23 protein-coding genes are annotated in these 23,687 nt (G+C 32.3%); all 23 read left to right on the forward strand.

Translation table 11 applies throughout. The annotated features are described in order from the left end of the window. Positions 1–109 precede the first annotated feature (109 nt). The 23 genes from hisZ (at position 110) to RBH29_RS14875 (ending at position 23,316) form a co-directional block, all read left to right on the forward strand. Positions 110–1,366, forward strand: coding sequence for an ATP phosphoribosyltransferase regulatory subunit (hisZ, locus tag RBH29_RS14765; RefSeq protein WP_306697702.1), 1,257 nt, complete (start codon positions 110–112; stop codon positions 1,364–1,366). Positions 1,367–1,401: 35 nt separating this feature from the next. Next, on the forward strand, positions 1,402–2,043 hold the full coding sequence (gene hisG, locus RBH29_RS14770; protein WP_306697703.1) for an ATP phosphoribosyltransferase: 642 nt from the start codon (positions 1,402–1,404) through the stop codon (positions 2,041–2,043). Between the two features lie 5 nt (positions 2,044–2,048). After that, a complete protein-coding gene (gene hisD / locus RBH29_RS14775) occupies positions 2,049–3,344 on the forward strand; it encodes a histidinol dehydrogenase (protein WP_306697704.1) in 1,296 nt (431 codons plus the stop codon). A gap of 17 nt (positions 3,345–3,361) precedes the next feature. Further along, the gene (gene hisC, locus RBH29_RS14780) at positions 3,362–4,432 is read left to right on the forward strand and encodes a histidinol-phosphate transaminase (RefSeq protein ID WP_306697705.1); all 1,071 of its coding nucleotides are present in this window, start codon (positions 3,362–3,364) and stop codon (positions 4,430–4,432) included. A gap of 245 nt (positions 4,433–4,677) precedes the next feature. After that, a complete protein-coding gene (hisB, locus tag RBH29_RS14785) occupies positions 4,678–5,268 on the forward strand; it encodes an imidazoleglycerol-phosphate dehydratase HisB (protein ID WP_306697706.1) in 591 nt (196 codons plus the stop codon). Between the two features lie 81 nt (positions 5,269–5,349). Continuing rightward, complete coding sequence (locus RBH29_RS14790) at positions 5,350–6,249, forward strand: phosphoribosylaminoimidazolesuccinocarboxamide synthase (RefSeq protein WP_306697707.1); 900 nt, start codon at positions 5,350–5,352, stop codon at positions 6,247–6,249. A 113-nt stretch (positions 6,250–6,362) separates the two neighbouring features. Beyond that, positions 6,363–6,971 carry an imidazole glycerol phosphate synthase subunit HisH gene (gene hisH / locus RBH29_RS14795; RefSeq protein ID WP_306697708.1) on the forward strand — a complete coding sequence of 203 codons (609 nt, stop codon included), beginning with the start codon at positions 6,363–6,365 and terminating at the stop codon, positions 6,969–6,971. Positions 6,972–7,065: 94 nt separating this feature from the next. Beyond that, on the forward strand, positions 7,066–7,782 hold the full coding sequence (hisA, locus tag RBH29_RS14800) for a 1-(5-phosphoribosyl)-5-[(5-phosphoribosylamino)methylideneamino]imidazole-4-carboxamide isomerase (protein WP_306697709.1): 717 nt from the start codon (positions 7,066–7,068) through the stop codon (positions 7,780–7,782). Between the two features lie 20 nt (positions 7,783–7,802). Next, a complete protein-coding gene (gene hisF / locus RBH29_RS14805) occupies positions 7,803–8,576 on the forward strand; it encodes an imidazole glycerol phosphate synthase subunit HisF (protein ID WP_306697710.1) in 774 nt (257 codons plus the stop codon). Next, complete coding sequence (hisIE, locus tag RBH29_RS14810) at positions 8,563–9,240, forward strand: bifunctional phosphoribosyl-AMP cyclohydrolase/phosphoribosyl-ATP diphosphatase HisIE (protein ID WP_459076794.1); 678 nt, start codon at positions 8,563–8,565, stop codon at positions 9,238–9,240. The genes hisF and hisIE overlap by 14 nt, the downstream gene beginning before the upstream one ends. 19 nt (positions 9,241–9,259) lie before the next feature. Further along, the gene (locus tag RBH29_RS14815; protein WP_306697711.1) at positions 9,260–10,396 is read left to right on the forward strand and encodes an AlbA family DNA-binding domain-containing protein; all 1,137 of its coding nucleotides are present in this window, start codon (positions 9,260–9,262) and stop codon (positions 10,394–10,396) included. 325 nt (positions 10,397–10,721) lie between these two features. Further along, complete coding sequence (groES, locus tag RBH29_RS14820; protein ID WP_306697712.1) at positions 10,722–11,006, forward strand: co-chaperone GroES; 285 nt, start codon at positions 10,722–10,724, stop codon at positions 11,004–11,006. A gap of 81 nt (positions 11,007–11,087) precedes the next feature. Continuing rightward, the gene (gene groL / locus RBH29_RS14825) at positions 11,088–12,731 is read left to right on the forward strand and encodes a chaperonin GroEL (RefSeq protein WP_306697713.1); all 1,644 of its coding nucleotides are present in this window, start codon (positions 11,088–11,090) and stop codon (positions 12,729–12,731) included. A gap of 386 nt (positions 12,732–13,117) precedes the next feature. Next, entirely contained in the window at positions 13,118–13,627 is a 510-nt protein-coding gene (locus RBH29_RS14830; protein ID WP_306697714.1) for a DUF6106 family protein, read from the forward strand. Between the two features lie 360 nt (positions 13,628–13,987). Beyond that, complete coding sequence (locus RBH29_RS14835) at positions 13,988–15,724, forward strand: glycosyl hydrolase family 18 protein (RefSeq protein ID WP_306697715.1); 1,737 nt, start codon at positions 13,988–13,990, stop codon at positions 15,722–15,724. 152 nt (positions 15,725–15,876) lie between these two features. Next, a complete protein-coding gene (gene guaB / locus RBH29_RS14840) occupies positions 15,877–17,334 on the forward strand; it encodes an IMP dehydrogenase (RefSeq protein ID WP_306697716.1) in 1,458 nt (485 codons plus the stop codon). A 180-nt stretch (positions 17,335–17,514) separates the two neighbouring features. Then, positions 17,515–18,516: a hypothetical protein gene (locus RBH29_RS14845; RefSeq protein ID WP_306697717.1), complete on the forward strand. Its 1,002-nt coding sequence runs from the start codon at positions 17,515–17,517 to the stop codon at positions 18,514–18,516. Positions 18,517–18,878: 362 nt separating this feature from the next. Continuing rightward, entirely contained in the window at positions 18,879–19,355 is a 477-nt protein-coding gene (gene greA, locus RBH29_RS14850) for a transcription elongation factor GreA (protein WP_306697718.1), read from the forward strand. 139 nt (positions 19,356–19,494) lie between these two features. Further along, positions 19,495–21,018 carry a lysine--tRNA ligase gene (gene lysS / locus RBH29_RS14855; RefSeq protein ID WP_306697719.1) on the forward strand — a complete coding sequence of 508 codons (1,524 nt, stop codon included), beginning with the start codon at positions 19,495–19,497 and terminating at the stop codon, positions 21,016–21,018. A gap of 108 nt (positions 21,019–21,126) precedes the next feature. Beyond that, positions 21,127–21,441: an STAS domain-containing protein gene (locus RBH29_RS14860; RefSeq protein WP_306697720.1), complete on the forward strand. Its 315-nt coding sequence runs from the start codon at positions 21,127–21,129 to the stop codon at positions 21,439–21,441. Between the two features lie 13 nt (positions 21,442–21,454). Next, positions 21,455–21,844 carry an ATP-binding protein gene (locus RBH29_RS14865; RefSeq protein ID WP_306697721.1) on the forward strand — a complete coding sequence of 130 codons (390 nt, stop codon included), beginning with the start codon at positions 21,455–21,457 and terminating at the stop codon, positions 21,842–21,844. Positions 21,845–21,846: 2 nt separating this feature from the next. After that, the gene (locus RBH29_RS14870) at positions 21,847–22,578 is read left to right on the forward strand and encodes a SigB/SigF/SigG family RNA polymerase sigma factor (RefSeq protein ID WP_306697722.1); all 732 of its coding nucleotides are present in this window, start codon (positions 21,847–21,849) and stop codon (positions 22,576–22,578) included. Positions 22,579–22,878: 300 nt separating this feature from the next. Further along, entirely contained in the window at positions 22,879–23,316 is a 438-nt protein-coding gene (locus RBH29_RS14875; RefSeq protein ID WP_306697723.1) for an ATP-binding protein, read from the forward strand. The last annotated feature ends 371 nt before the right edge of the window (positions 23,317–23,687 follow it).

Genomic DNA, 23,687 nt, shown 5'->3' on the forward strand with positions numbered 1-23,687 from the left:
CTTATTCAAGCTGACCCTAATTTTTGCTTGACAGGGGAGGAAAGTTGCTTTATAATATATTATAATTCATTAATTTAGTGTGGTAAAGCGATAAAGAGGAGGGGCTAATTTGGCAAAGTGGAAAATTTATACTCCTGAAGGGGTTCAGGATATACTGATAAGCGAGTGTTATCATAAAAAAAATTTAGAAGGCAAGATGAGGAAAGTGTTTAGAAGTTATGGATGCTATGAGATTGAGACTCCGATGGTGGAGTTTTACGATGTGTTTTCGTCAGAAAAAGAAATAGCACCTCAGGAAACTATGTTTAAGTTTTTTGACAAGGAAGGTCGTATATTGGTTTTAAGACCTGATATAACCATACCAATAGCAAGAGTGGTTGCTACAAAATATAAGGATGCAAATTATCCATTAAAATTTTCCTACATAGGAAACACTTTTAAATACAATGAAAGTGGAGGAGGAAGGCAAAAAGAGTTTACTCAAGCGGGTATGGAAATAGTAGGTGTTAATACTCCGGAAGCTGATGCTGAAATAATAGCTGCTGCAATTGATTCTGTCAAAGAGCTGGGGCTTGAGAGCTTTCAGATAGATATAGGCCAAGTAGAGTTTTTCAAAGGGTTGATGGAAGAAGCAGATTTATCAGAGGAAGAAACAGAACAAATGAGAGTTCTTATTGATAGAAAAGATTTTTTAGGTGTTGAGGAATTAGTTAAGAAACACAGTATAAAGGAAGAGTTAAAAGAACTAATCTTTAGTTTGCCTAAACTATTTGGATCTGTAGATGTTATTGAAAAAGTTGAAAAATATTCAATTAACCAAAGATGCATAAATGCTCTTGAAAATCTTAGAAAAATTGTTGAAATACTCGAGGATTATGGACTTTCTAAGTATGTATCCATAGATCTTGGAATGGTTCAAAGTCTAAATTACTATACAGGTATAATTTTTAGAGGGTTTACTTATGGTGTTGGCTTCCCAATACTAAGTGGTGGAAGATATGATAGCTTGGTTGAGAAATTTGGTAAAAAGGCACCTGCTACAGGTTTTTCTCTTGGCATAAATATGATAATGATGGCTTTGGACAGGCAAAAAATTAATATAGAAGAATTGAGTATAGACAGTTTGATTTGTTATGAGCCAAAGGGCAGGAAAAGTGCATTTAAGATTTGTGATACGTTGAGAAAGCAGGGACTTGATGTTGAAATGGATATTACAAGGAGTAGTTTAGAAGATATTAAAAAGTATGCAAAAGATAAAGGTATAGGAGGCATACTAAAAGTTATAGATGATGAGAATATTCAGGTGCACAATTTAGAAAATGACCAAGTTAAAAAAGTAACTGTAAAAGAACTCTTAAAATCTTAAATGAAAATGAATGTATATAAATCAGGAGGTAATTTATGAGGTATTTGACAATAGCTCTTTCAAAAGGGAGACTTACCGATTTATCGGTCGAATTGTTTGAAGCTGTGGGTATAGATTGTTCAGAACTTAAGAATTCATCCAGAAGGCTTATTTTGATGGATGAAAAAAATAAAATAAAATTTTTTCTTGCAAAGCCAAGTGATGTTCCAACGTATGTTGAATATGGTGCTGCCGACTTAGGAATTGTCGGAAAGGATACTCTTTTAGAAGAGGGGCGACATTTATACGAAGTTCTAAATCTTGGATTTGCAGCTTGCAGAATGGTTGTAGCAGGACCTAAAGAATATGAAGGGAAGCTTGATCAGTTAAATAATAAAAGAGTTGCAACTAAGTATCCTAAAATTGCAAGAGAGTACTTTGAACACAAAAGAAAAGAGTCTATAGAAGTTATAAAACTCAATGGCTCGATAGAACTTGCTCCTTTAGTTGGTCTATCAGAAGTTATTGTTGACCTAGTTGAAAGTGGCAGAACCTTAAAAGAAAATGGTTTGGTGGTTCTTGATGAAATTGCAGACATAAGTGCAAGAATGGTTGTTAATAGAGTTAGTATGAAAATGGAAAGTCAACGTATAAATAAAATAATCGATGGTGCACGAAAAGAACTTGAAAAGAGGTGATTTATTTGATTAAAATAATAGATTTAAGAGGGGATAGAGACAGCGATATATTTGAAAGGCTTGCATCTAGAAGTCAGATAGAATACGGAGATGTTCTAAGACGTGTTGAAGATATAGTTGGAAATGTAAAAAAAGATGGTAATAATGCGGTAATTAAATATACTGAAATGTTTGATAAGGTTTTACTAAAAGAAGATAAATTAAGAGTATCTTCAAAAGAGATACAAGAGGCTTATGAAAAAGTTGACCAAAAGCTTTTAGAGGCTATAAGAAAGTCAAAGCAAAATATAGAAAAGTTTCATGAAAAGCAAAAGGAAAATTCATGGTTTTCTACAGAAGAAGATGGTGTAATTTTAGGTCAATTATTAAGACCTTTAGAAGTTATGGGAATATATGTACCTGGAGGAACAGCTGCATATCCATCTTCTGTTCTTATGTGTGCAATGCCGGCTAAAGTTGCAGGTGTAGAAAAAATTGTGATGTCAACCCCTCCGGGGAAAGACGGAAAAGTTAATCCTGTTATATTAGTTACTGCGTGCGAAGCAGGTGTGGATGATATATACAAAGTTGGTGGTGCCCAAGCAATTGCAGCTATGGCTTTTGGGACAGAGAGTATACCAAAGGTTGATAAAATAGTTGGACCTGGTAATATATATGTTGCAACAGCAAAGAGAATAGTATATGGATACTGTGATATAGACATGATTGCAGGGCCAAGTGAAATAATGGTTGTAGCTGATGAGACTGCAAAGCCATCGTTTGTAGCGGCAGATCTTTTGTCTCAGGCAGAACATGATGTTCTTTCATCATCTGTTTTAGTGACAACTTCAGAGAGTCTTGCCAAAAGTGTAAAAGTTGAAGTTGAAAAACAGGTAAATGAGCTGCCAAGAAAAGAAATGACTTTAAAGTCATTAGAAGACTATGGTGCAATAATTATTGTTGATAATTTAAATTTTGCTGCAAAGGTTGTAAATAGAATTGCTCCTGAACATCTGGAATTATGCATAGAAGAGCCATTTTCATTTTTGGGAAGTGTAAAAAATGCAGGTGCCATATTCTTAGGTAATTACTCTACAGAATCTTTAGGAGATTACATTGCAGGACCTAATCACGTTCTTCCTACAAGTGGAACAGCAAGATTCTTTTCACCTTTAAATGTGTCTGATTTTATAAAAAAGAGCAGTATTATTTCATATTCTAAAAAAGGGCTTGAAAAGGTGAAAGATGATGTTATACTCTTTGCAGAGTCAGAGGGCTTGAAAGCTCATGCTGATGCAGTAAGAGTTAGATTTGAAGAGTAGATATTGGGGGTTTTTTTATGATTAAAGATTTAGTTAGAAGAGAAATTAAGGAATTTGATCCTTATAAGGCAAATCAAATACCACATGAAATAAAACTTGATGCAAATGAAAGTCCATTTGATTTACCTGAAAAAATTAGAAAAAAAGTTGCAGATTTTTTCTTAAAAGGTCCTGACTTAAACTTGTATCCTGATACAGATTCTATTGAACTTAGAAAGACATTAGCTCCTTACTGGAAAGTCGACTATGAAAATATAGTGGTAGGAACTGGCTCTGACCAGTTAATACAGGTCATAATAAATGTATTTGTTGAAAAGGGAGATAAAGTAGTATGTCCTGTACCAAGCTTTGGGATGTACAAAATAAATACAATTATTGGAGGGGGAATTCCTGTTGAAATTCCTTTGAAAAAGGAACGGGATTTTGCATATGATATTGATCAATTTATCCATGTGACTAAAAGAGAAAAAGCAAAGATAGTATTTTTGTGCAATCCCAATAATCCAACAGGTGGATCAATTTCAAAGGAAAATATTGAGAAGATAGCAAAAGAATGTCCAGATGCAGTGATAGTAGTAGATGAAGCCTATGCAGAGTTCTTAAAGGAGTCATCTGCAGGACTATTATCTCGTTATGAAAATTTAGTTATACTTCGTACCTTCTCAAAAGCTTACGGTCTGGCAGGTTTAAGATGTGGTTATTCTATAAGTGGTCTTGAAATGGCAAATGAGATAAGTAAGGTAAAACCACCGTATAATATTAGTTCTCTGTCTCAATATATTGCAATGTTGACTTTTAAGGAAAGAGAAATTATAGATAGTCAGGTAGAGTACTTAATTGAACAGAGAGAATACCTGATGGGAGAGCTTGAAAAGATGGAAAAAATTCATGTTTATCCTTCTGAGGCCAACTTTATTTGTTTTGAAGTCCCAGATGCTCCTGAAGTGTGCAAAAAACTAGAAGAAAAAGGCATTCTGATAAGAGGTTTTGGGAAAGCACCAATTTTGGGAAACTGTGCTAGGGTAAGCATAGGGAATAAAGAGCAAAATAATGTTTTATTAAAAGAATTACAAAAGTGCTTAAAATAATTTAAAAATAAAGTCGTTTAGCCAAATCTAAACGACTTTATTTTTATTTTTAAAGGATTTTTTTATACAAATTAGTAGAATTAATATCCTTTTATCTGTTATAATAATATGGACTAAAGTATATACAGGGTACTTTAGATTGAATAAATTTACAATTTTGAAAAAGCACAAAAAAGAACAAGCCTTTTAAAAAAGATGGTGGATTAAGCTGGGAAGCTTAAAAAAAGAGTATATGGAGGAAGGCTATGGAAAGAAAGTCTGATGTTAAAAGAAAGACTAATGAAACAGACATTAGTATTGAACTTAATATAGACGGTGATGGTAATAATAGCATTAGTACAGGAATAGGATTTTTTGATCATATGCTGAATCTTTTTGCGAGACATGGACTTATGGATTTAAAAGTAGATGCAAAAGGAGATTTGGAAGTTGATGCTCATCATACTGTTGAAGATATAGGGATATCACTTGGGCAACTAATTAAGAAAGCATTAGGAGATAAAAAGTCTATAAAAAGATATGGTACATCATATGTTCCTATGGATGAATCTTTAGCTTTAGTGTCACTTGATTTAAGTGGCAGACCGTTTTTGGTATTTGATGTGGAGTTTACATGTGAAAAAGCAGGTAATATGGAAACAGAGCTCTTTGAAGAATTTTTTAGAGCACTATCTCATAATGCAGGAATGACACTACATGTAAAACTTTTGCATGGCAGCAATACACATCACATAATAGAGGCTGTTTTTAAAGCTTTTGGAAGAGCTTTTGATGAGGCAACAAGCATAGATGAAAGAATTAAAGGAATTATGTCTACAAAAGGTAGCCTTAGCTAATGAGAATGTTTGCTAGAAAAAAATCTATTAACTATAAATTAAAGTTTAGTAATTAGATAAAAGTAAATGGAGTAATAAGGTATGATTATTAAGGAAACAAATTTTATAGATTTACCAGTACATGTTAAAGGAAAAGTGAGAGATGTATACGACTTAGGTGATAAACTTCTTATTGTAGTTACAGACAGGATATCTGCCTTTGACGTGGTATTTGAAGATCTTATACCTGAAAAGGGGAAAGTGCTAAACAGCATTTCAGATTTTTGGTTTGATTATACAACAGATATAGTTGATAATCATATGATAACTACAGATGTAAGCAAATACCCTTGTAATCTTTCACAGCATAAGGAAGAACTTCAGGGAAGGTCAATGCTGGTAAAAAAAATTAAAATGATAGAAGCTGAATGTATTGTAAGAGGTTATTTAGAAGGTTCAGCTTTGAAAGAGTACAAAAAAACCGGCAGTGTATGTGGTGTTAAGCTTCCTGAAGGTCTGAGGCAGGCAGATAAATTATCAGAACCAATGTTTTTCTCTTCCACAAAAGCCAAGGAGGGACATGATGAAAATATTTCCTTTCAGACTCTTTGTGGAAAAATAGGTTCTGAACTTGCAAATAAGCTCAGGGATGTTAGCATTAAATTGTATGAAAAAGCAAGTGCTTATGCTGAAAAAAAAGGAATAATTCTTGCAGATACCAAGTTTGAGTTTGGTATCCATGAAGATAGGTTAGTTGTAGGTGATGAAATGCTTACGCCAGATTCATCTAGGTTTTGGGATATCACTGAATATGAGCCAGGAAGACCTCAAAAGAGTTTTGATAAGCAGTTTTTAAGAGAGTACCTTGAAAAGATTGATTGGGATAAAAGACCACCGGCACCAGTACTTCCAGAGCAAGTTATAAAAAAAACAAGGTCGAAATATATAGAAGCTTATGAGAGGCTTACAGGTGAAAAAATGAAAGCGTTTAGCCAAAGCTAAACATTGAGATTTTATGTGGATACTCAAAAGATTATATAAGATAAATGTAGCCAGTATTTAACTTAATATATTCTGGAGATTTAATGAGAATATATAATGTGGAGTGAATTGAATTGATAGCTATAATAGATTATGGAGTTGGAAATTTAAGAAGCGTGGAAAAAGCTCTTCATTTCATAGGGTGTGAAGCAAAAATATCCTGTGACAAAGAGTTTATTTTAAAGGCAGACAAAGTTATTTTACCAGGAGTTGGAGCCTTTTATGATGCTATGAAAAGACTTAAAAGTGATGGTATGTTAGAAACAATAAATGCTGTAATAACCAAGGGGAAACCATTTTTAGGAATATGTCTTGGGATGCAGCTTTTGTTTGAGTACAGTGAAGAAGGTGGAGAAGATGTCAAAGGGTTGGGGATTCTTAAAGGAGCTATAAAGAAAATTCCTTTTAGCGAAAACTTGAAGGTTCCTCATATGGGGTGGAACAGTCTTGACATTAAAGGGAATTCCTTTTTGTTTGATGGAATTTTACCAAATCCCTATGTTTATTTTGTACATTCTTATCATTTAGATACTGATGATAAGGATATTATAATTGCATCAACCACTTATAACATTGAATTTACCGTTGCAGTACAAAAAGAAAATGTGTGTGCTACTCAATTTCATCCCGAAAAAAGTGGGGATATTGGACTTGAAATTTTAAAAAATTTCTCACAGAGGTGAGTGAACTCGTTTAGCTAAAGCTAAACATCGGGGCTTTAAGTGGAGTCTTAGAACAAGATAAAAGATTGTTTTCAATTGTAGGAGGTATAAAAATATGATTATTTATCCAGCTGTAGATATTAAAGATGGAAAATGTGTAAGGCTTGTTCAGGGAGAGTTTGATAAAGTTACTGTTTACTCTGACGATCCTGTTGAAATGGCTTTGAAATGGGAAAAACTTGGAGCAGAGTACCTTCATATAGTGGATTTAGATGGAGCACGAACTGGGGAAGCTCAAAACACTTCTATTGTAAGTGAAATGGCTGTTAATTTAGGGATACCTGTTCAGTTAGGAGGAGGAATCCGAAGTATTGAACTGATTGAAGGAGTTATTTCAAAAGGAGTTCAAAGAGTAATAATAGGAACTTCTGCAGTTAAGGATCCTGATTTGGTCAAACAGGCAGTTGAAACATTCCAAGAAAATGTAGTAATTGGAATAGATGCAAAGGACGGAATGGTAGCAATTGATGGATGGGCTAAGACAAGTGAATTTACGGCTGTAGGTTTTGCAAATAAGATGGTGGAATTGGGAGCAAAGACAATAATATACACGGATATTTCAAGAGATGGTATGCTGACAGGTCCAAACCTTACTGCTATGAAAGAAATGGCTAAAGAGGTGGATGCTGAAATTATAGCATCTGGTGGAGTAAGCAATCTTCAGGATATAAAGAACTTAAAAGAAACAGGAGTTTCAGGTGTTATTGTTGGAAAAGCATTGTACACAGGTGATGTTGACCTGAAACAGGCTATAAAAATTGGTAAGGAATAGTTAAATAAGGAGGAATAGAAATGTTTACAAAGAGAATAATTCCTTGTTTGGATGTACATGATGGAAGAGTAGTTAAAGGGATTAATTTTGAAAATCTAAAAGATGCAGGTGATCCTGTAGAAATTGCATCTTTATATAATGAAGCAGGAGCTGATGAACTTGTATTTTTAGATATAACAGCTTCTTCTGAAGCAAGGGATATTATGATTGATGTTGTTGAAAAAGTTGCTGAACAGGTATTTATTCCTTTTACTGTTGGAGGGGGAATAAGAAAGCTAGAGGATTTTAGAGATATCCTAAAGGCTGGAGCTGATAAAATATCAATTAACTCAGCTGCTATAGAAAACCCTCATCTTATTACAGAAGCTGCATCACGTTTTGGAAGTCAATGTGTTGTTGTAGCAGTTGATGCAAAGAAGCGTGAAGATGGTTCTGGATGGGATGTGTACAAAAATGGAGGAAAGGTAAATACAGGACTGGATGTTATGCAGTGGGCTGCACAAATAGAAAGTCAGGGTGCAGGGGAAATTCTTCTCACCAGTATGGACTGTGATGGAACTAAAAAAGGCTATGATGTTGAACTTACAAAAAAGGTATCTGAAATAGTTCATTTGCCAGTTATTGCATCAGGTGGAGCAGGTGAAATGGATCATTTTTATGATGCAATAGTAGATGGGAAGGCAGACGCAGTACTTGCAGCATCATTATTTCATTATAGGGAAATTGAAATAATGGATTTAAAAAAATATTTAAAAGAAAAAGGAATAGAGGTAAGGATAGATGAGGATAAATAAAAGTATGGAAGAAATAATTGAAAATATTAAATTTGATGAAAATGGTTTAATACCTGCTATAACACAGGATTATAAAACCAATCAGGTGCTTATGATGGCATATATGAATAAAGAGGCATTGGGTAAGTCATTGGAAACTGACAGAGTTCATTATTTTAGCAGAAGCAGAAATAAACTTTGGCAAAAAGGTGAAACTTCAGGACATTTTCAGCATATTAAATCAATAAGTATAGATTGTGATAGTGATACTCTTTTAATAAAGGTTGAACAGGTTGGAGGAGCCTGTCATACAGGACATTATTCTTGTTTTTACAGGGAAATTAGTGAAAAAGATGGCGTTAAGGAGAATTCAGAAAAAGTATTTGATGAAGACAAAGTATATGATGGAACAAAAGTATTAAAAGAAGTATATGATGTGATAGTTGACAGAACTATAAATCCTAAAGAGGGTTCTTATACAAATTATTTGTTTGAAAAAGGTATTGACAAAATATTAAAAAAGGTTGGAGAAGAGACATCAGAAGTCATTATTGCTGCAAAAAATAAAGATAAAAAAGAGATAACCTATGAAATTTCAGATCTTTTTTATCACCTTTTTGTTTTGATGGTTGAAAGAGATGTTAAACTGGATGATATATATAATGAATTAAAAAAGAGACGATAACGTTTCGGAGGTCAAATGGTTGGATATTAATAAGTTGATGCGTCTTCTAAAAAGGGAAGAAGGACCCAAGCTAGACTTTAAGGCCGAGATAAATTTGTCAACCTATGGCGAGAAAAAAGAACTTGCCAAGGATGTTATTGCTATGGCTAATTCTAGGGGGGGCAGGGGATATATTGTTTTTGGTGTTGAGGATAAAACCAAGAAAATTTTGGGTATTAATCCTAAAGACTATAAAGAAGAGCAGATTCAACAGGTTATATATAATAGATGTGATCCGCCAGTGGCTGTTTCTGTAGACTTAATTGAATTTAAGGAAAAAACGTTAGGGGTATTGACTATTTACAAAAGTAACCACAGACCTCATCAAATGATTCAAAATGGAGCGTTTTACATAAGAAGAGGATCTACTACAGACAAAGCAAGAAGAAATGAAATAGCAAATTTACTGCAGGAAAATGGACTGATGACATATGAGACGGTTGTGTTAAAAAATGCAGGACTAGATGAAATTGATGAGGAATTTGTAAAGAATTATTTTAAAAGGTTAGGGGTTATTAGCGAAAGTCCTAGTGAGATTTTAATGGAAGCTTTAGGGATAATTGGGGAGAAAGTTGAGGGGGATGGTTATAGTCCAACAATAGGAGGATTACTCTTGTTTGGTAAAAATCCTTTTATTCGCCTTCCCCAAGTTCATGCAAAGGTAGTGCATAACGATAAAGTTGATTTTTTTTATGGTAATATTTTAAGTATGTTAGATGACATATCAAAGTTTTTGAAAGATTTGATTAAAGATAAGGAGTATCCTTTTGAAGCATTAGAAGAAGTAATTGCAAATGCTCTTGTTCATAGAGATTACTTAGATAATTCTAGAGGCGTTACAATAAATATTGCACCTAAATTCATTGAAATCACCAATCCAGGGGCGTTAATAGCAGATAACAGTGTTTATCTATTCTCAAAGGGGAATAACCCGTATAGAAGAAATTCATGGCTTTATCAAAGAGTTTTGACGCTGGATTATAAGAAAAGATTTATGAAATCCGGAATAGGAATGAAGAGAATAAAAAATTCTTTTGTAGGTATGGGAAGGGTTAAATTTATAAATATAGGATCTCAAAACCTGTTCAAAGTGCTGTTGCCTAGAAATGGAAAGTGAGCTAACTGCTTAGGGGAGAGCGGCCTAAATAGGTAGTTTTGCTTATTTTGTGAAGAGTGAAATTATTTAGCTAAAGCTAAGTAAAAGAGTTACTTAGGCGACCCAACAAGAGAAATCAAGAAAATCAATGAATTTAAAAGAATTATCGTGCTATATCTTGATATTTTCCTAAAACAACGAAATATAGAAAAACCGCATGTTTGCTTAAAAAATGGAGAATATAATAATATTATATTTGCAATTAGCACTCACTTTAGGTGAGTGCTAACAACAAAATGCATATTCATTTTAAAATATGGAACTTATAAAAAGAGGAGGTAATAACATGAACATTAAGCCGTTGGCTGACAGAGTTGTTGTTAAAATGGTAGAAAGCGAGGAAACTACAAAAAGTGGTATAGTTTTGCCGGGATCTGCAAAAGAGAAACCACAGGTAGCTGAAGTTGTAGCAGTAGGACCTGGAACTGTACAAGATGGGAAGGAAGTAAAAATGGAAGTAAAAATTGGAGACAAAGTTATTATGAGCAAGTATTCAGGTACGGAAGTTAAATTTGATGGTGAGGAATATACAATTTTAAAGCAGGGAGACGTTTTGGCTATAGTTGAATAATAAAAATGTACTTATTGGATTTTGGAAGTATAACTCGCAATTAAAGATTATTAAGAAAGTATACTTAAGGAGGTTTATTTTATGGCAAAGGAAATTAAATTTAGTGAAGATGCTAGAAGAACTTTAGAAAGTGGTGTAAATAAATTAGCTGATACAGTGAAAGTTACACTTGGACCAAAAGGAAGAAATGTTGTTTTGGATAAAAAATTTGGAGCTCCTCTAATCACAAATGATGGAGTTACAATTGCTAAGGAAATAGAACTTGAAGATGAATTTGAAAATATGGGTGCTCAGCTGGTAAAAGAAGTAGCAACTAAGACTAATGATGTAGCTGGTGACGGTACTACTACAGCAACCCTTCTTGCTCAAGCTGTAATAAGAGAAGGTCTTAAAAATGTAGCTGCTGGTGCAAATCCAATGATATTAAAAAAAGGAATAGAAAAATCAGTAGAGATAGCTGTTGACGGAATAAAAGAAGTGAGCCAGAAAGTAAAAGGAAAAGAAGACATAACAAGAGTTGCTTCAATTTCAGCTGATGATAATGTTATTGGAAATCTGATATCTGATGCTATGGATAAGGTTACAAATGATGGTGTTATTACTGTAGAAGAATCTAAGACAATGGGAACAAACCTAGAAGTTGTTGAAGGTATGCAGTTTGACAGAGGTTATTTATCTCCTTACATGGTTACAGATACAGAAAAAATGGAAGCAGTTTTAGAAGATGCATATCTTTTAATTACAGATAAAAAGATTACAAATATACAGGATATTCTTCCTATGTTGGAGCAAATAGTACAGCAGGGTAAAAAACTTGCTATAATTGCAGAAGATGTTGAAGGTGAAGCTCTTGCTACATTGGTAGTTAATAAATTAAGAGGAACATTTACATGTGTTGCAGTTAAAGCTCCAGGATTTGGAGACAGAAGAAAGGCTATGTTAGAAGATATTGCAACTCTAACTGGTGGTGAAGTGATTACTGAAGAATTAGGTCTTGACTTAAAAGATACTCAAATAGAGCAGCTTGGAAAAGCAAGACAGATAAAAATTGAAAAAGAAAACACTATAATTGTTGATGGTGCTGGAAATGAAGATGAAATCAAAAAGAGAATAGCATCAATAAAAGCACAAATTGAAGATACTACTTCAGAGTTTGATAAAGAAAAATTACAGGAAAGACTTGCTAAGCTTGCAGGTGGTGTAGCGGTTATACAAGTTGGTGCTGCTACAGAGACAGAAATGAAAGAAAAGAAATTAAGAATTGAAGATGCACTTGCAGCTACTAGAGCAGCTGTTGAAGAAGGTATAGTAGCTGGTGGAGGAACTGCGTTAATAAATGCTATACCTAAAGTATCAAAACTTTTAGAAACTACTTCAGGTGACGAAAGAACAGGTGTTAAAATAGTTTTAAGAGCATTAGAAGAGCCTGTTAGACTGATTGCAGAAAATGCTGGAATGGAAGGTTCAGTTATAGTTGAAAAGATTAAAAACAGTGAAATGGGAATAGGCTTTAACGTATTAAATGACAAATATCTTAATATGATTGAAGCAGGTATAGTTGATCCAGCTAAAGTTACAAGATCTGCACTTCAAAATGCTGCATCTATTGCTTCGATGGTTCTTACTACTGAAGGCGTTGTTGGAGATATACCTGAAGAAGATGCACCTGCAGCACCAGGTGGAATGCCAGGCGGAATGCCAGGTGGAATGGGTGGAATGTATTAATTTAACTAAATAGTGAATTCTAAAGAGTTTTATTGATAGAGAGAAATCTCCCAATCAGGAATTTGTTAAAGAGTGCATTGTCTATTACCTTTTAGTGCTCTTGATTGGGGAGGTTTCTCTTTTAGTTTTTAAAATAATCTTCTTCACATTTAGCATATATATCCTTGATTTAATAAGGTATTGCACTTTTAAGATAAAAAGTATAGAATAACATTATGCGATTTTTTAGGTTACAGGAATTTGTGAAAACCCCAATTTCATAAATTTCTGCACTTAATATTGTCAGTTTATAACAATAGACAGTGTTAGAATAGAAAAGCTTATTTTAAATATTAAAACTGAAATTTTTGTGACAAAACTAATTAATGGAAATCAGGGGGTATATGATGGATTTATTTGTTGAAAAAATTGTTGAAAGAAAGAAAAATATTTTTGACTATATGCTTATATTTTCAATATTTTTCTTTTCGTTATTTTTAGCTTCTTTGATACTGTTGGTAATAGGTATTGATGTTATATCGGCTGGTTTGCTGATAGTATTAGCCTACCTTGCGTATTACTTAATTTCACTTAGAAAGGTAGAGTATGAGTATGCTATTACCAATGGTGAACTTGATATTGATAAAATAGTAGCTCAGAGAAGAAGAAAAAGGGTATTTAGTGCAAAGTGTAGAGATTTTGATGTATTTGGTAAGCTGGATAGTGAGAAGTATAATGATGAGGTAAGAGAGACTCCGCAAAAAATAAAAGCAGTAACTTCAATGAACTCAGAGGATGTGTATTTTTTTACCGCTAATTATAAAGGTAGTAAAGTGTTGGTGTTTTTTGAACCAGATGAGAGAATGCTCAAGTCATTAAAACCTTATATTTCAAAAAAAATGAACTCGTTTAGCTAAAGCTAAACACGAGGATTTAGGTGGAGTTGAGTCTCCACCTGAAGATTTATAAGAGCAACTCCATCTTATAGAAGGTGGAGTCTTAAAATAAGATCAAAGGTGTACAAGCAGTTGGGTGTGTATATTAAAGGTGAAGAACAATATTCTAGAAACTAAAGTTTCGCAGTCTAGAGCATGTAAACACTTCTCAAGGTCGAGCAGATATCACTAAAGCTCAAACAATGCTCTTTCTTTTCACATCGTATTAACAGGCTCTACAACTCGCTTTACAATGTTTTTCCATGCTTTCATTTACTTTAATAACATGCACCCCAAGCAGTTTTGATAAATGATAATATATTGGTAAAAAGGGGGACTTATATGAAAAAAGTTGCTGTTGTTGTTATATTTATTTTAATTGCTTCTATAGCAGTGTATGGTTTTTTAAAATTAAGCCAGTCTAATAAAAGCTTGGTTCCTGCTTTTGAAGAAGGAGCACTCAATCTTATAATAGAAGATGAACATATAATTTTACCAGATAATGTAAAGTTTGTAGATGAGGAAATAGTATTAAAATTTGATGTAGTAAAGAAATATTTTGATTCATCTATTAAATGGGACAAAGAAACGCAAAAGGCTATTGTTTCTACAAAAAATAGAAAAATAAATATGAAGACTGGAAGTCTTGATTCATTTGTCAATAATAATCCTTTGAATTTAAATATTCCTGTTATAAAGGAAGAAGATGTTATTTATATTGCTATTGAATTTTTAAGTGATTTTTATGATATTGAAGTAACATATGTGAAAGAAAATAATGCAGTTATAATAGATTATAAAAAAGATTTTACTCAAGTAGCGTATCCTATAGAAACTGAAGCAGTATTGAGAAAGGGAAGGGATTCTAAATATCCAATTTTAAGAAAGTTTGACTATGTTTCCGAAGCTGACTATAAAAATGAAATGCAGGTTTTTGAAGAATATGATAGATGGTATAAAGTTAGAACTTGGGATGGAGTTATAGGTTTTATAGAAAAACAATATGTAGTTGCAAAAATAGTATCAGATAGGGGCAGTGAAATAGAAGAAAAAGAATCTGAGCCTGAAAAAGAGTACGAAAAGATTAATTTGGTGTGGGATATGGTATATACTAGAAGAAGCAATCCTTCATCTATATCTGAGATGCCAGGTGTGAATGTTATATCGCCGACATGGTTTCAGCTTAAAAATTCTAAAGGAGACTTGATAAACAGAGCATATTCCAGTTATACAAAATGGGCTCATGATGAGGGATATAAGATTTGGGCTCTTTTGAGTAATGATTTTCAAGATGCAGAGATGACAAATAAGTTTTTAAATGACGACAGAGCAATAGAAAACTTCACAAAGCAAATTTTAGCATATTCATCTCTTTACAATCTAGATGGTATAAATATTGATTTCGAAAACTTTTATCAAAGCGATAAAGATGCATTTACTCGTTTTGTAGAAGTTGTAACACCTAAATTAAAGAAACAGGGACTTGTGGTATCAGTTGATGTAAATGATATTCCCTGTTACGATAAAAAGGCTTTAAGTGAGATTGTAGACTATGTTATGTATATGTCCTATGATCAGCATTGGAGGACAAGTCCAGTAGCTGGGTCTGTCGCACAAGTAACTTGGCAGGAAAGAATTTTAAAAAATGTTCTTGAAGAAGAAGGAGTTCCAAAAGAAAAACTTCTTTTAGGTCTGCCTTATTACACAAGACTTTGGGAAGAGAAAACAGATGAAAATGGAGAAGTAAGTTTATCTAGTGTGCCCCTGTCAATGGAAGAGGCTAGGAATAAAGTTATAGATAATAATGCAGAGGCTGTATGGGATGAAGAAAGTGGCCAATTTTATGCAGAATACAAAAAAGAAGACTCTAGGTTTAGAATTTGGCTAGAGGATGAAAATTCAATAAATCTTAAGTCTGCTTTAGTTCATAAATATAATCTTGCTGGTGTTTGCATATGGAGTAGGAATTTTGCATCTGATGATATATGGGATGTTCTTTATCATAATCTTAATGAAATAGAAAGTTATGAAGAGTGGCTTGAATTAAATAAAGACAATGAGTATGTATTTGATTATTGATTTTCCTTGACGCTGATTATGTTCTCTAGTATAATTATTCTAACTATTTCTGAAAATGAAGTTTTGAGCTTTACTTCAGAATTTCAAAAAAGGGTACTTTGTATAGAAGATAAAATGGATATAACTATATTTTATAAATAGGAGGGATTAACGTGGAAAACAGATTTTCCAAAGTGGGATTAACTTTTGATGATGTGCTATTGGTGCCACAAAAATCAGAAATCCTGCCAAAGGATATTGAAATATCTACTAATTTGACAAAAAAATTAAGACTTAACATTCCGCTTATGAGTTCAGCAATGGATACCGTTACAGATTCAAAACTTGCCATTGCATTGGCGAGAGAGGGTGGAATAGGCATAATACACAAAAATATGTCTATAAAAGACCAAGCCTTAGAAGTAGATAAGGTGAAACGTTCCGAGCATGGTGTAATTGTAGATCCCTTTTCCCTTTCACCGGAACATCTTGTGTATGAAGCTATGGAGCTAATGTCTAAATATAAGATTTCAGGTGTTCCCATAACAGAAAATAATAAATTAGTGGGAATAATAACTAATAGAGATTTAAGGTTTGAAACTAATTACCAAAAAAAGATTAAAGAAGCAATGACAAAAGAGAGGCTGGTAACAGCGCCAGAAGGAACAACTCTTGATGAGGCACAGGAAATATTGAGAAGGCACAAGATAGAAAAGCTTCCTATTGTAAACTCAGATGGGGTCTTAAAAGGCTTAATAACTATAAAGGATATAGAAAAGGCTATACAATATCCCCATTCAGCAAAGGACTCAAAAGGAAGGTTGCTTGCTGGAGCTGCTGTAGGCGTTACATCTGATATGATGGAAAGAGTAGAGGCTCTTTTAGATGTTAAAGTTGATGTTATAACTTTAGATTCTGCACATGGACACTCAAAAAATATTATCGAAGGAGTAAAAAAAATAAAAAATTTATATCCTGATATTCAGATAATTGCAGGTAACGTAGCAACTGCTGAGGGTACAAGAGACTTGATAGAAGCTGGGGCGGATGCTATTAAAGTAGGAATTGGACCTGGTTCAATATGCACCACTAGAGTAGTTGCAGGTATAGGGGTTCCACAAATTACTGCTATAAGTGACTGTTGTGAAGTTGCAAAGGAATATGGAGTCCAAGTAATTGCAGATGGAGGAATTAAGTTTTCAGGAGATGTGCCAAAGGCAATAGCATCAGGAGCTGATGTTGTTATGATTGGAAACCTTTTTGCTGGAACAGAAGAAAGTCCTGGAGAGTCTGAAATTTATCAGGGCAGAAGATTCAAAGTATATAGAGGAATGGGTTCATTAGCTGCAATGAAAAAGGGAAGTAAGGACAGATACTTCCAAGAGGACTCAAATAAACTTGTACCTGAAGGTGTTGAAGGAAGAGTCCCATATAAAGGGCCTTTATCTGATACAGTATTCCAGCTTGTTGAAGGTTTAAAGCATGGAATGGGTTATTGTGGCTCTAAGAACATTGAAGATCTTAAAACCAAGTCAAAGTTTATTAAAATAACAAATGCAGGTCTTAGAGAAAGCCATCCACATGATATTTATATAACAAAAGAATCCCCAAATTACAGTATTAATTCTTAAATTATAGTATAAAAAGGGCAGACTTTAGGGTATGCCCTTTTTAAAATTCTTTACTACGAGAATATATAATTATTCAAAACAATATATATGAATTAGCAGCAAGTTTTATAAAGCATCCTTAAGAAGAATTTACAGTTATTAAAAACAAGACTTTAAAGGTATGTAGGGGCGTGGACTTATATGGCTAATTTAGGCTTGGTGATATTTTGTGATAAAAAAGAAGGAACTACAAAGCTAAAATTTTTAAAAAGGATAATTTTAAAAATAAAAGATTTTTTCAGTAAAGAATTTGTTTGCTTTCCAATAAAAAAAGTTAAAGTAAATAAAGATCTTAATATTTATTTTATAAAGCTTAAATATACATTAGATGAAATAAGTGAGTTTAAACATTTTAAAATAAAAAAGTTTAAAAAAAATATACAAAAACATTTAACAGAAAACTTTTTAGACAAATGTATTTTTCCTGCTTTTGCACCTGAAAATTTAGAATTTGACTCTTGTATTAAAAATCCTTTTTCGGGGTATTTTATTTATACAGCTCTTTTAGTTAGTATTTTAGAAATAATTGCGAGTAAGAAAGGTGTGAGCGTCAAAGAGTTTGATATTGGAATTATACAAGGGGATAATCATAAACTTTTTTATTCATATATAAAGATTTTGTCACCTTTGGTTAAATTCATAACTATTATAACTAATAAAAAGGAGTATGTTCAGGAAAAGATAGAAGAGGTATATGATGAAACAGGGTTGTCTATACGAGTGACAGATGACATTGAAAGTGGTTTAGATAATATAGATATAGTTATAAATTTAGGAGATGTTGGTAAGTTTAAAAAAGACAAAAAAATAAAATCAAAAGCTATAGTAATAAATTATGGAAATGCTAAATCAGATGGCACTATGTTTGACAATATAATCATAGACGGTATTTCCATTCAGTTTGATAATTCACTTGAAACTATTTTAAATCAAAATGCAATTAGATGTTTTACAAAAATAGAGTTGGCGTCTATGATTTTTTGTCATAAAAAAAGCATTTGTGCTAATATTAACAAAAATAATGTCGATAATAAAATTATAGATGATATATTTAGTCATTTTATTAAAAGTGGTTGTAAAATAACTGGCTTTACAGGAAGGTTTCAGGGGATAGAGGATAAGAACCTAGAATTAAGAATTTAAATAATATATTTTGGATACAAAATATAATTTTTTCTTAATTTTTGTAATCTGTTATTGACAATATTAAATTAGTGGTCTATAATGATAAAAAGTTTGAAGAATATTTAAGGAAGCATTTTATGTTCAAAGTACTAAACTCTGTATCTAAGTTTATCAGAATGAAAGCTGTGTTTGTTCTATTTTCAATGTAAATTACTATTTTTCTTTGAAAAAGTTTTAAAGGATTTTATGCCTAAAGGTTGTTTGAGTAAAGTGTAACACTTTGTTTGATAATTGTGAGTTGCATTAGTCAGGGCTAGAATAAATGAAAAAGTATAGCATATATTATCAACACAAAATTATAAGTAAAGGAGAGGCTTCAAATGATTAATAAAGAAGTTGTTCTAACGTTCGAGGGCCTAAAAAAGTTAGAACAAGAGTTGGAATATTTGAAAACCGTAAAAAGAAGGGAAGTAGCAGGAAGAATAAAACAGGCTCTTTCATTTGGAGATATATCTGAAAATTCCGAATATGATGAAGCTAAAAATGAGCAGGCTCAGGTTGAGGGAAGAATTGTTCAACTTGAGACTATGTTAAAGCGTGCCAGAGTTATTGATGAGGACGATGTACAAACTGATGTTGTCAGTGTTGGTTCAAAAGTAAATATTTTGGACATGGAATTTGATGAAGAAGTCGAGTATTTTATAGTTGGTTCTACAGAGGCAGACCCTAGCAAATATAAAATTTCTAATGAGTCCCCTGTAGGCAGAGCACTTATGGGAAAAGAAAAAGGTTCTACTGTGGAAGTTCAAGTGCCGGATGGAGTAACTAAGTATAAGATTTTAGATATTCATAAGTGATATAAAAATGTTGTATAGTTGACTAAAAATAATATATAATATTTATAATAACAGTTTACATTGAGAGTGTAAGCTGTTATTTTATAGTTATGATAGTTTTAAATATGAGGTTATATATTTTTAAGTGGGAGGATTTATAATGACAGATGTAAATAACATTGATGAAAGAAATGAAAAAGACCAGCAAGTTGATGTTGAAACTCAGGATTTAAGCGAAATATTAAAAATAAGAAGAACTAAACTTGAAGAATTACAAAAGGATAATAAAGATCCCTATAAAGTTGTAAAATATGATGTTAGTCATTCTACAAAATTTATAGTTGACAATTTTGAAGAAATGGAAGGTAAATCAGTTTCTATCGCTGGAAGACTTATGTCAAAAAGAGATATGGGAAAAGCAAGTTTTTGTGATGTTCAGGATAGAGATGGAAGGCTTCAAACCTATGTTAGAGTTAATAAAGTAGGTGATGATGTATATCAGGGTTTTAAGAAATTTGACATTGGTGACTGGGTTGGAGTAAAAGGAGATGTTTTTAAAACTAAAAAAGGTGAAATATCTGTAAAGGTAAGTGAAATAATTCTTCTTTCAAAATCACTTCAACCATTACCAGAGAAATGGCATGGCTTAAAGGATGTGGATCTTAGATATAGACAAAGATATTTAGATCTCATTGTAAATCCAGATGTAAGAGATACTTTTATTATAAGAAGTAATATCGTTAAGGCTATAAGAAAATTTTTAGATAACAGAGGTTTTTTAGAGGTGGAGACACCACTTTTAAATACCATCCCAGGTGGAGCAACTGCAAAGCCTTTTGTAACCCATCACAATACTTTGGATATGGATTTATATCTTAGGATTGCCCCAGAGCTTTATTTGAAACGACTTATTGTGGGAGGACTAGAAAAGGTATATGAAATGGGAAGAATGTTTAGAAATGAAGGAATGTCAATAAAGCATAATCCGGAATTTACACTTATGGAGGTATATGAAGCATATACTGATTATTCTGGAATGATGGAACTGACAGAAAGTTTAATTTCCAAAGTGGCAGAGGATGTTTTAGGAACAACTTCAATTACATATCAGGATGAAAAAATTGACCTTGCCCCTCCGTGGAAAAGAATGACTATGACAGAAGCTGTAGAAAAATATGCAAAAGTTGATTTTGATAAAGTTGAAAGTGATGAAGAAGCAAGGAAGATAGCCAAGGAAAATTCTCTTAATGTTAAGGGAGATACTACAAAGGGAGAAATTTTAAATCTTATGTTTGAAGAATTTGCTGAAGAGCATCTTGTTCAGCCTACTTTTATAATGGATTATCCTGTGGAAGTTTCACCTCTTACAAAGAAAAAGCCAGATAATCCAGAACTGACAGAAAGATTTGAATTGTTCATTACAGGTAGAGAAATGGCAAATGCTTATTCAGAGCTCAATGACCCTGTTGATCAAAGAGAAAGGTTTTCAGACCAGGTTAAGAAAAGAGAATCTGGGGATGAAGAAGCTAATATGATGGATGAAGATTTTATAACTGCATTAGAATATGGAATGCCTCCAACAGGGGGGTTGGGAGTTGGTATTGACAGACTTATAATGTTGTTAACTGATTCTTATTCTATACGTGATGTTTTATTGTTTCCAACAATGAAGCCTAAAGAATAGTGTGCAGTGTTAGCATTGTTTTATTACAAAAATACATTCTATTGTGCCTAGGGGATAGAATGTATTTTTCGGGAATAAGATTTTTATTTCAAAAGAGGAGGAATACATATGGCTGATGAATTAAGTTTTGTAGAGAATAACATGGACGATTGTGTTAAAGTAAGTTTGTCAGGAGAAGTTGATATTTATACTTCACAGGAATTAAAAGATAATCTTTATAGGGTTGTTGAATCTAATAAAAAGGATTTAATAATTGACTGTAAAGAACTTGATTATATTGACAGCACCGGTCTTGGGATTTTTGTCGGTGCTTTAAAAAAGGCAAAGCAACATGAAAAAAAGATTACAATAACGAATCTTAAAGATAACATTAAAAAATTATTTATTATTACAGGTTTAGATAAAATATTTGAAGTTGAATAGAGAGGTGAAAGATATGGAAAGTGTTTCAGACAATATTGAACTGGCTATGCCTTTTAAGGCTGAATACGTAAGTGTTGCAAGGCTTGTAGCTTCAGGTATTGGAAATAGGATAGGGTTTGACATTGAAGTAATAGAAGATATAAAAGTAGCAATATCAGAAGTATGCAGCAAGATTGTAAGTATTGGAAGCAAGGAGACTGATTCTTATAAGATTGTGTATTCAATTTCCGAGGATTCTTTAAAGGTTACTTATTTATGTGATGATCCGTCAATAAAATGTGTATTTAGAAATGAAGGTGATGGGCTGGCAATTCATATAATACATGCTTTAATGGATGAAGTTGAATTGTGCACAGATGAGTACATTTTATCTATGTCAAAAGCACTTGAGAGGGATGTTTAAATATGGAAAACAATGCGGAAAACATTATGTTTTTAGAATTTCAAAAAACACAAGATGTGAATATAAGAAACGAAATAGTTAATAAATATCTTTATTTAGCAGAAATAATCTCAAAGAAGTTTGTGAACAGAGGGATAGATTACGAAGATATATATCAAATTGCATCTATTGCACTTATTAAAGCTGTTGAGAGGTTTGATGCTGAAAAGGGTGTTAAGTTTGTTAGTTTCGCAACTCCAACAATTATTGGAGAGATAAAAAGATTCTTCAGGGATAAAGCATCGGTTATACGAATTCCTAGGAGGATTTATGAGGTGTACAAAAAAGTAAATTATGCAAGAGAAATTTTAACACAACAGTTAGAAAGACCTCCCCGTATTGATGAAATCTCAAAACATTTAAACATTAGTGAAGAAGCAGTTATGGAAATAATAGAGTCTAACAATGCTTACAATGTCCAGTCTTTTGACCAAAAGGTTTATACAGATGACAATTTTGAATTTCATGAAACTATTGGAGAAGAAGATTTGACATTTGAAAAAGTAGAAAATCGTGATTTTTTAGTTAAAAGTTTGGACAGATTCAATGAAACAGAGAAAGATTTTATTAATATGAGGTATTTTAACAATAAAACTCAAAAAGAAATAGCAGAAAAACTAGGAGTATCTCAAATGTATGTATCAAGGCTGGAAAAGAAAGTGTTGAATAAATTCAGAAGCATATTGGTGAAATAAGATGATATAAATGTAATATACCATTTAAAATAAAGAAGTGGCAACAGGGCTTTAGTAATATATATTTTGTACGTAGAGTTATTTAAAGCAGTAAAAAAGTAGTAAACTTCATTTCTTATGTTAAAGCCATGCTCTTAAAAATAGCTTAGCAATTTTCCATATCTAAGGTTTGGCTTATAATTTCAACGATAAAATAATTGTGTTAAAAGATGATTTTTTATGCCTGTTATTAATGTTTATATTATAAATTTGTGGGTATTATTATAGTAAGAAAAAATTTTTTTAGGAGATTTGAGAAAATTGGAGCTATTAAAATCATTCAATTCATTAGTTGATAACAAAAATACAAATATTCGCATAGCAATAGAAGAAATATTAAAATTTTTGTGTGATAAAGGAATATGTACACAAAAAGATATTTTGTTTGAAGTTAAAGTTATTATAAATGAACTTATTCAAAATGCGATAAATCATGGAAATAAAAATAATGTGGATAAGGTAGTTAAGCTCAAAGTGAAAATAGCTGATGAATATATTTGTATTATTGTAGAAGATCAAGGTGAGGGTTATAATTTTAAACAGCTAATGGGTATTGTTGAAGATAATCAACTGGATGTTTGCGATATATGCGATTTAAAAGAAAGTGGGAGAGGCATATATTTAGTAAAAAATCTTTCAGAAAGAATGGCATTTAACTCAAAAGGAAATAAGGTAGAGGTTATAAAAAAGGTTAAGTGAACTGGTTTAGCTAAAGCTAAACATCGAAGTTTCAGGTGGCGTTTTTCTTATAAAAAATCATTTCATAGAAAAATAGCGAATAAGGCATGTTTTTTAAGAATATTTAAGAATTATTTGTTTAAATTACTCTAATGCAATGAAATCATAGGATTGTTAAGTTGATAAAAGGTTAATAAAGATGTTATATTGTTAAAGCTGTCGCATTTAATAGATGACAGAAATAGACGCCACAAAATGACATTAAAAGAATTTTTAAAAAAGTGTTGACAAAGAAAAAAACATGTGGTAGTATATAAAAGTCGCTCAAATGAGAGCGGCACACTTAAGAAAAAAGTGGGTTGGACTTTGAAAAGTAAACAGTGTAAATAATA

Source organism: Herbivorax alkaliphila (genome assembly GCF_030848475.1).
Taxonomy (GTDB): domain Bacteria; phylum Bacillota; class Clostridia; order Acetivibrionales; family Acetivibrionaceae; genus Herbivorax.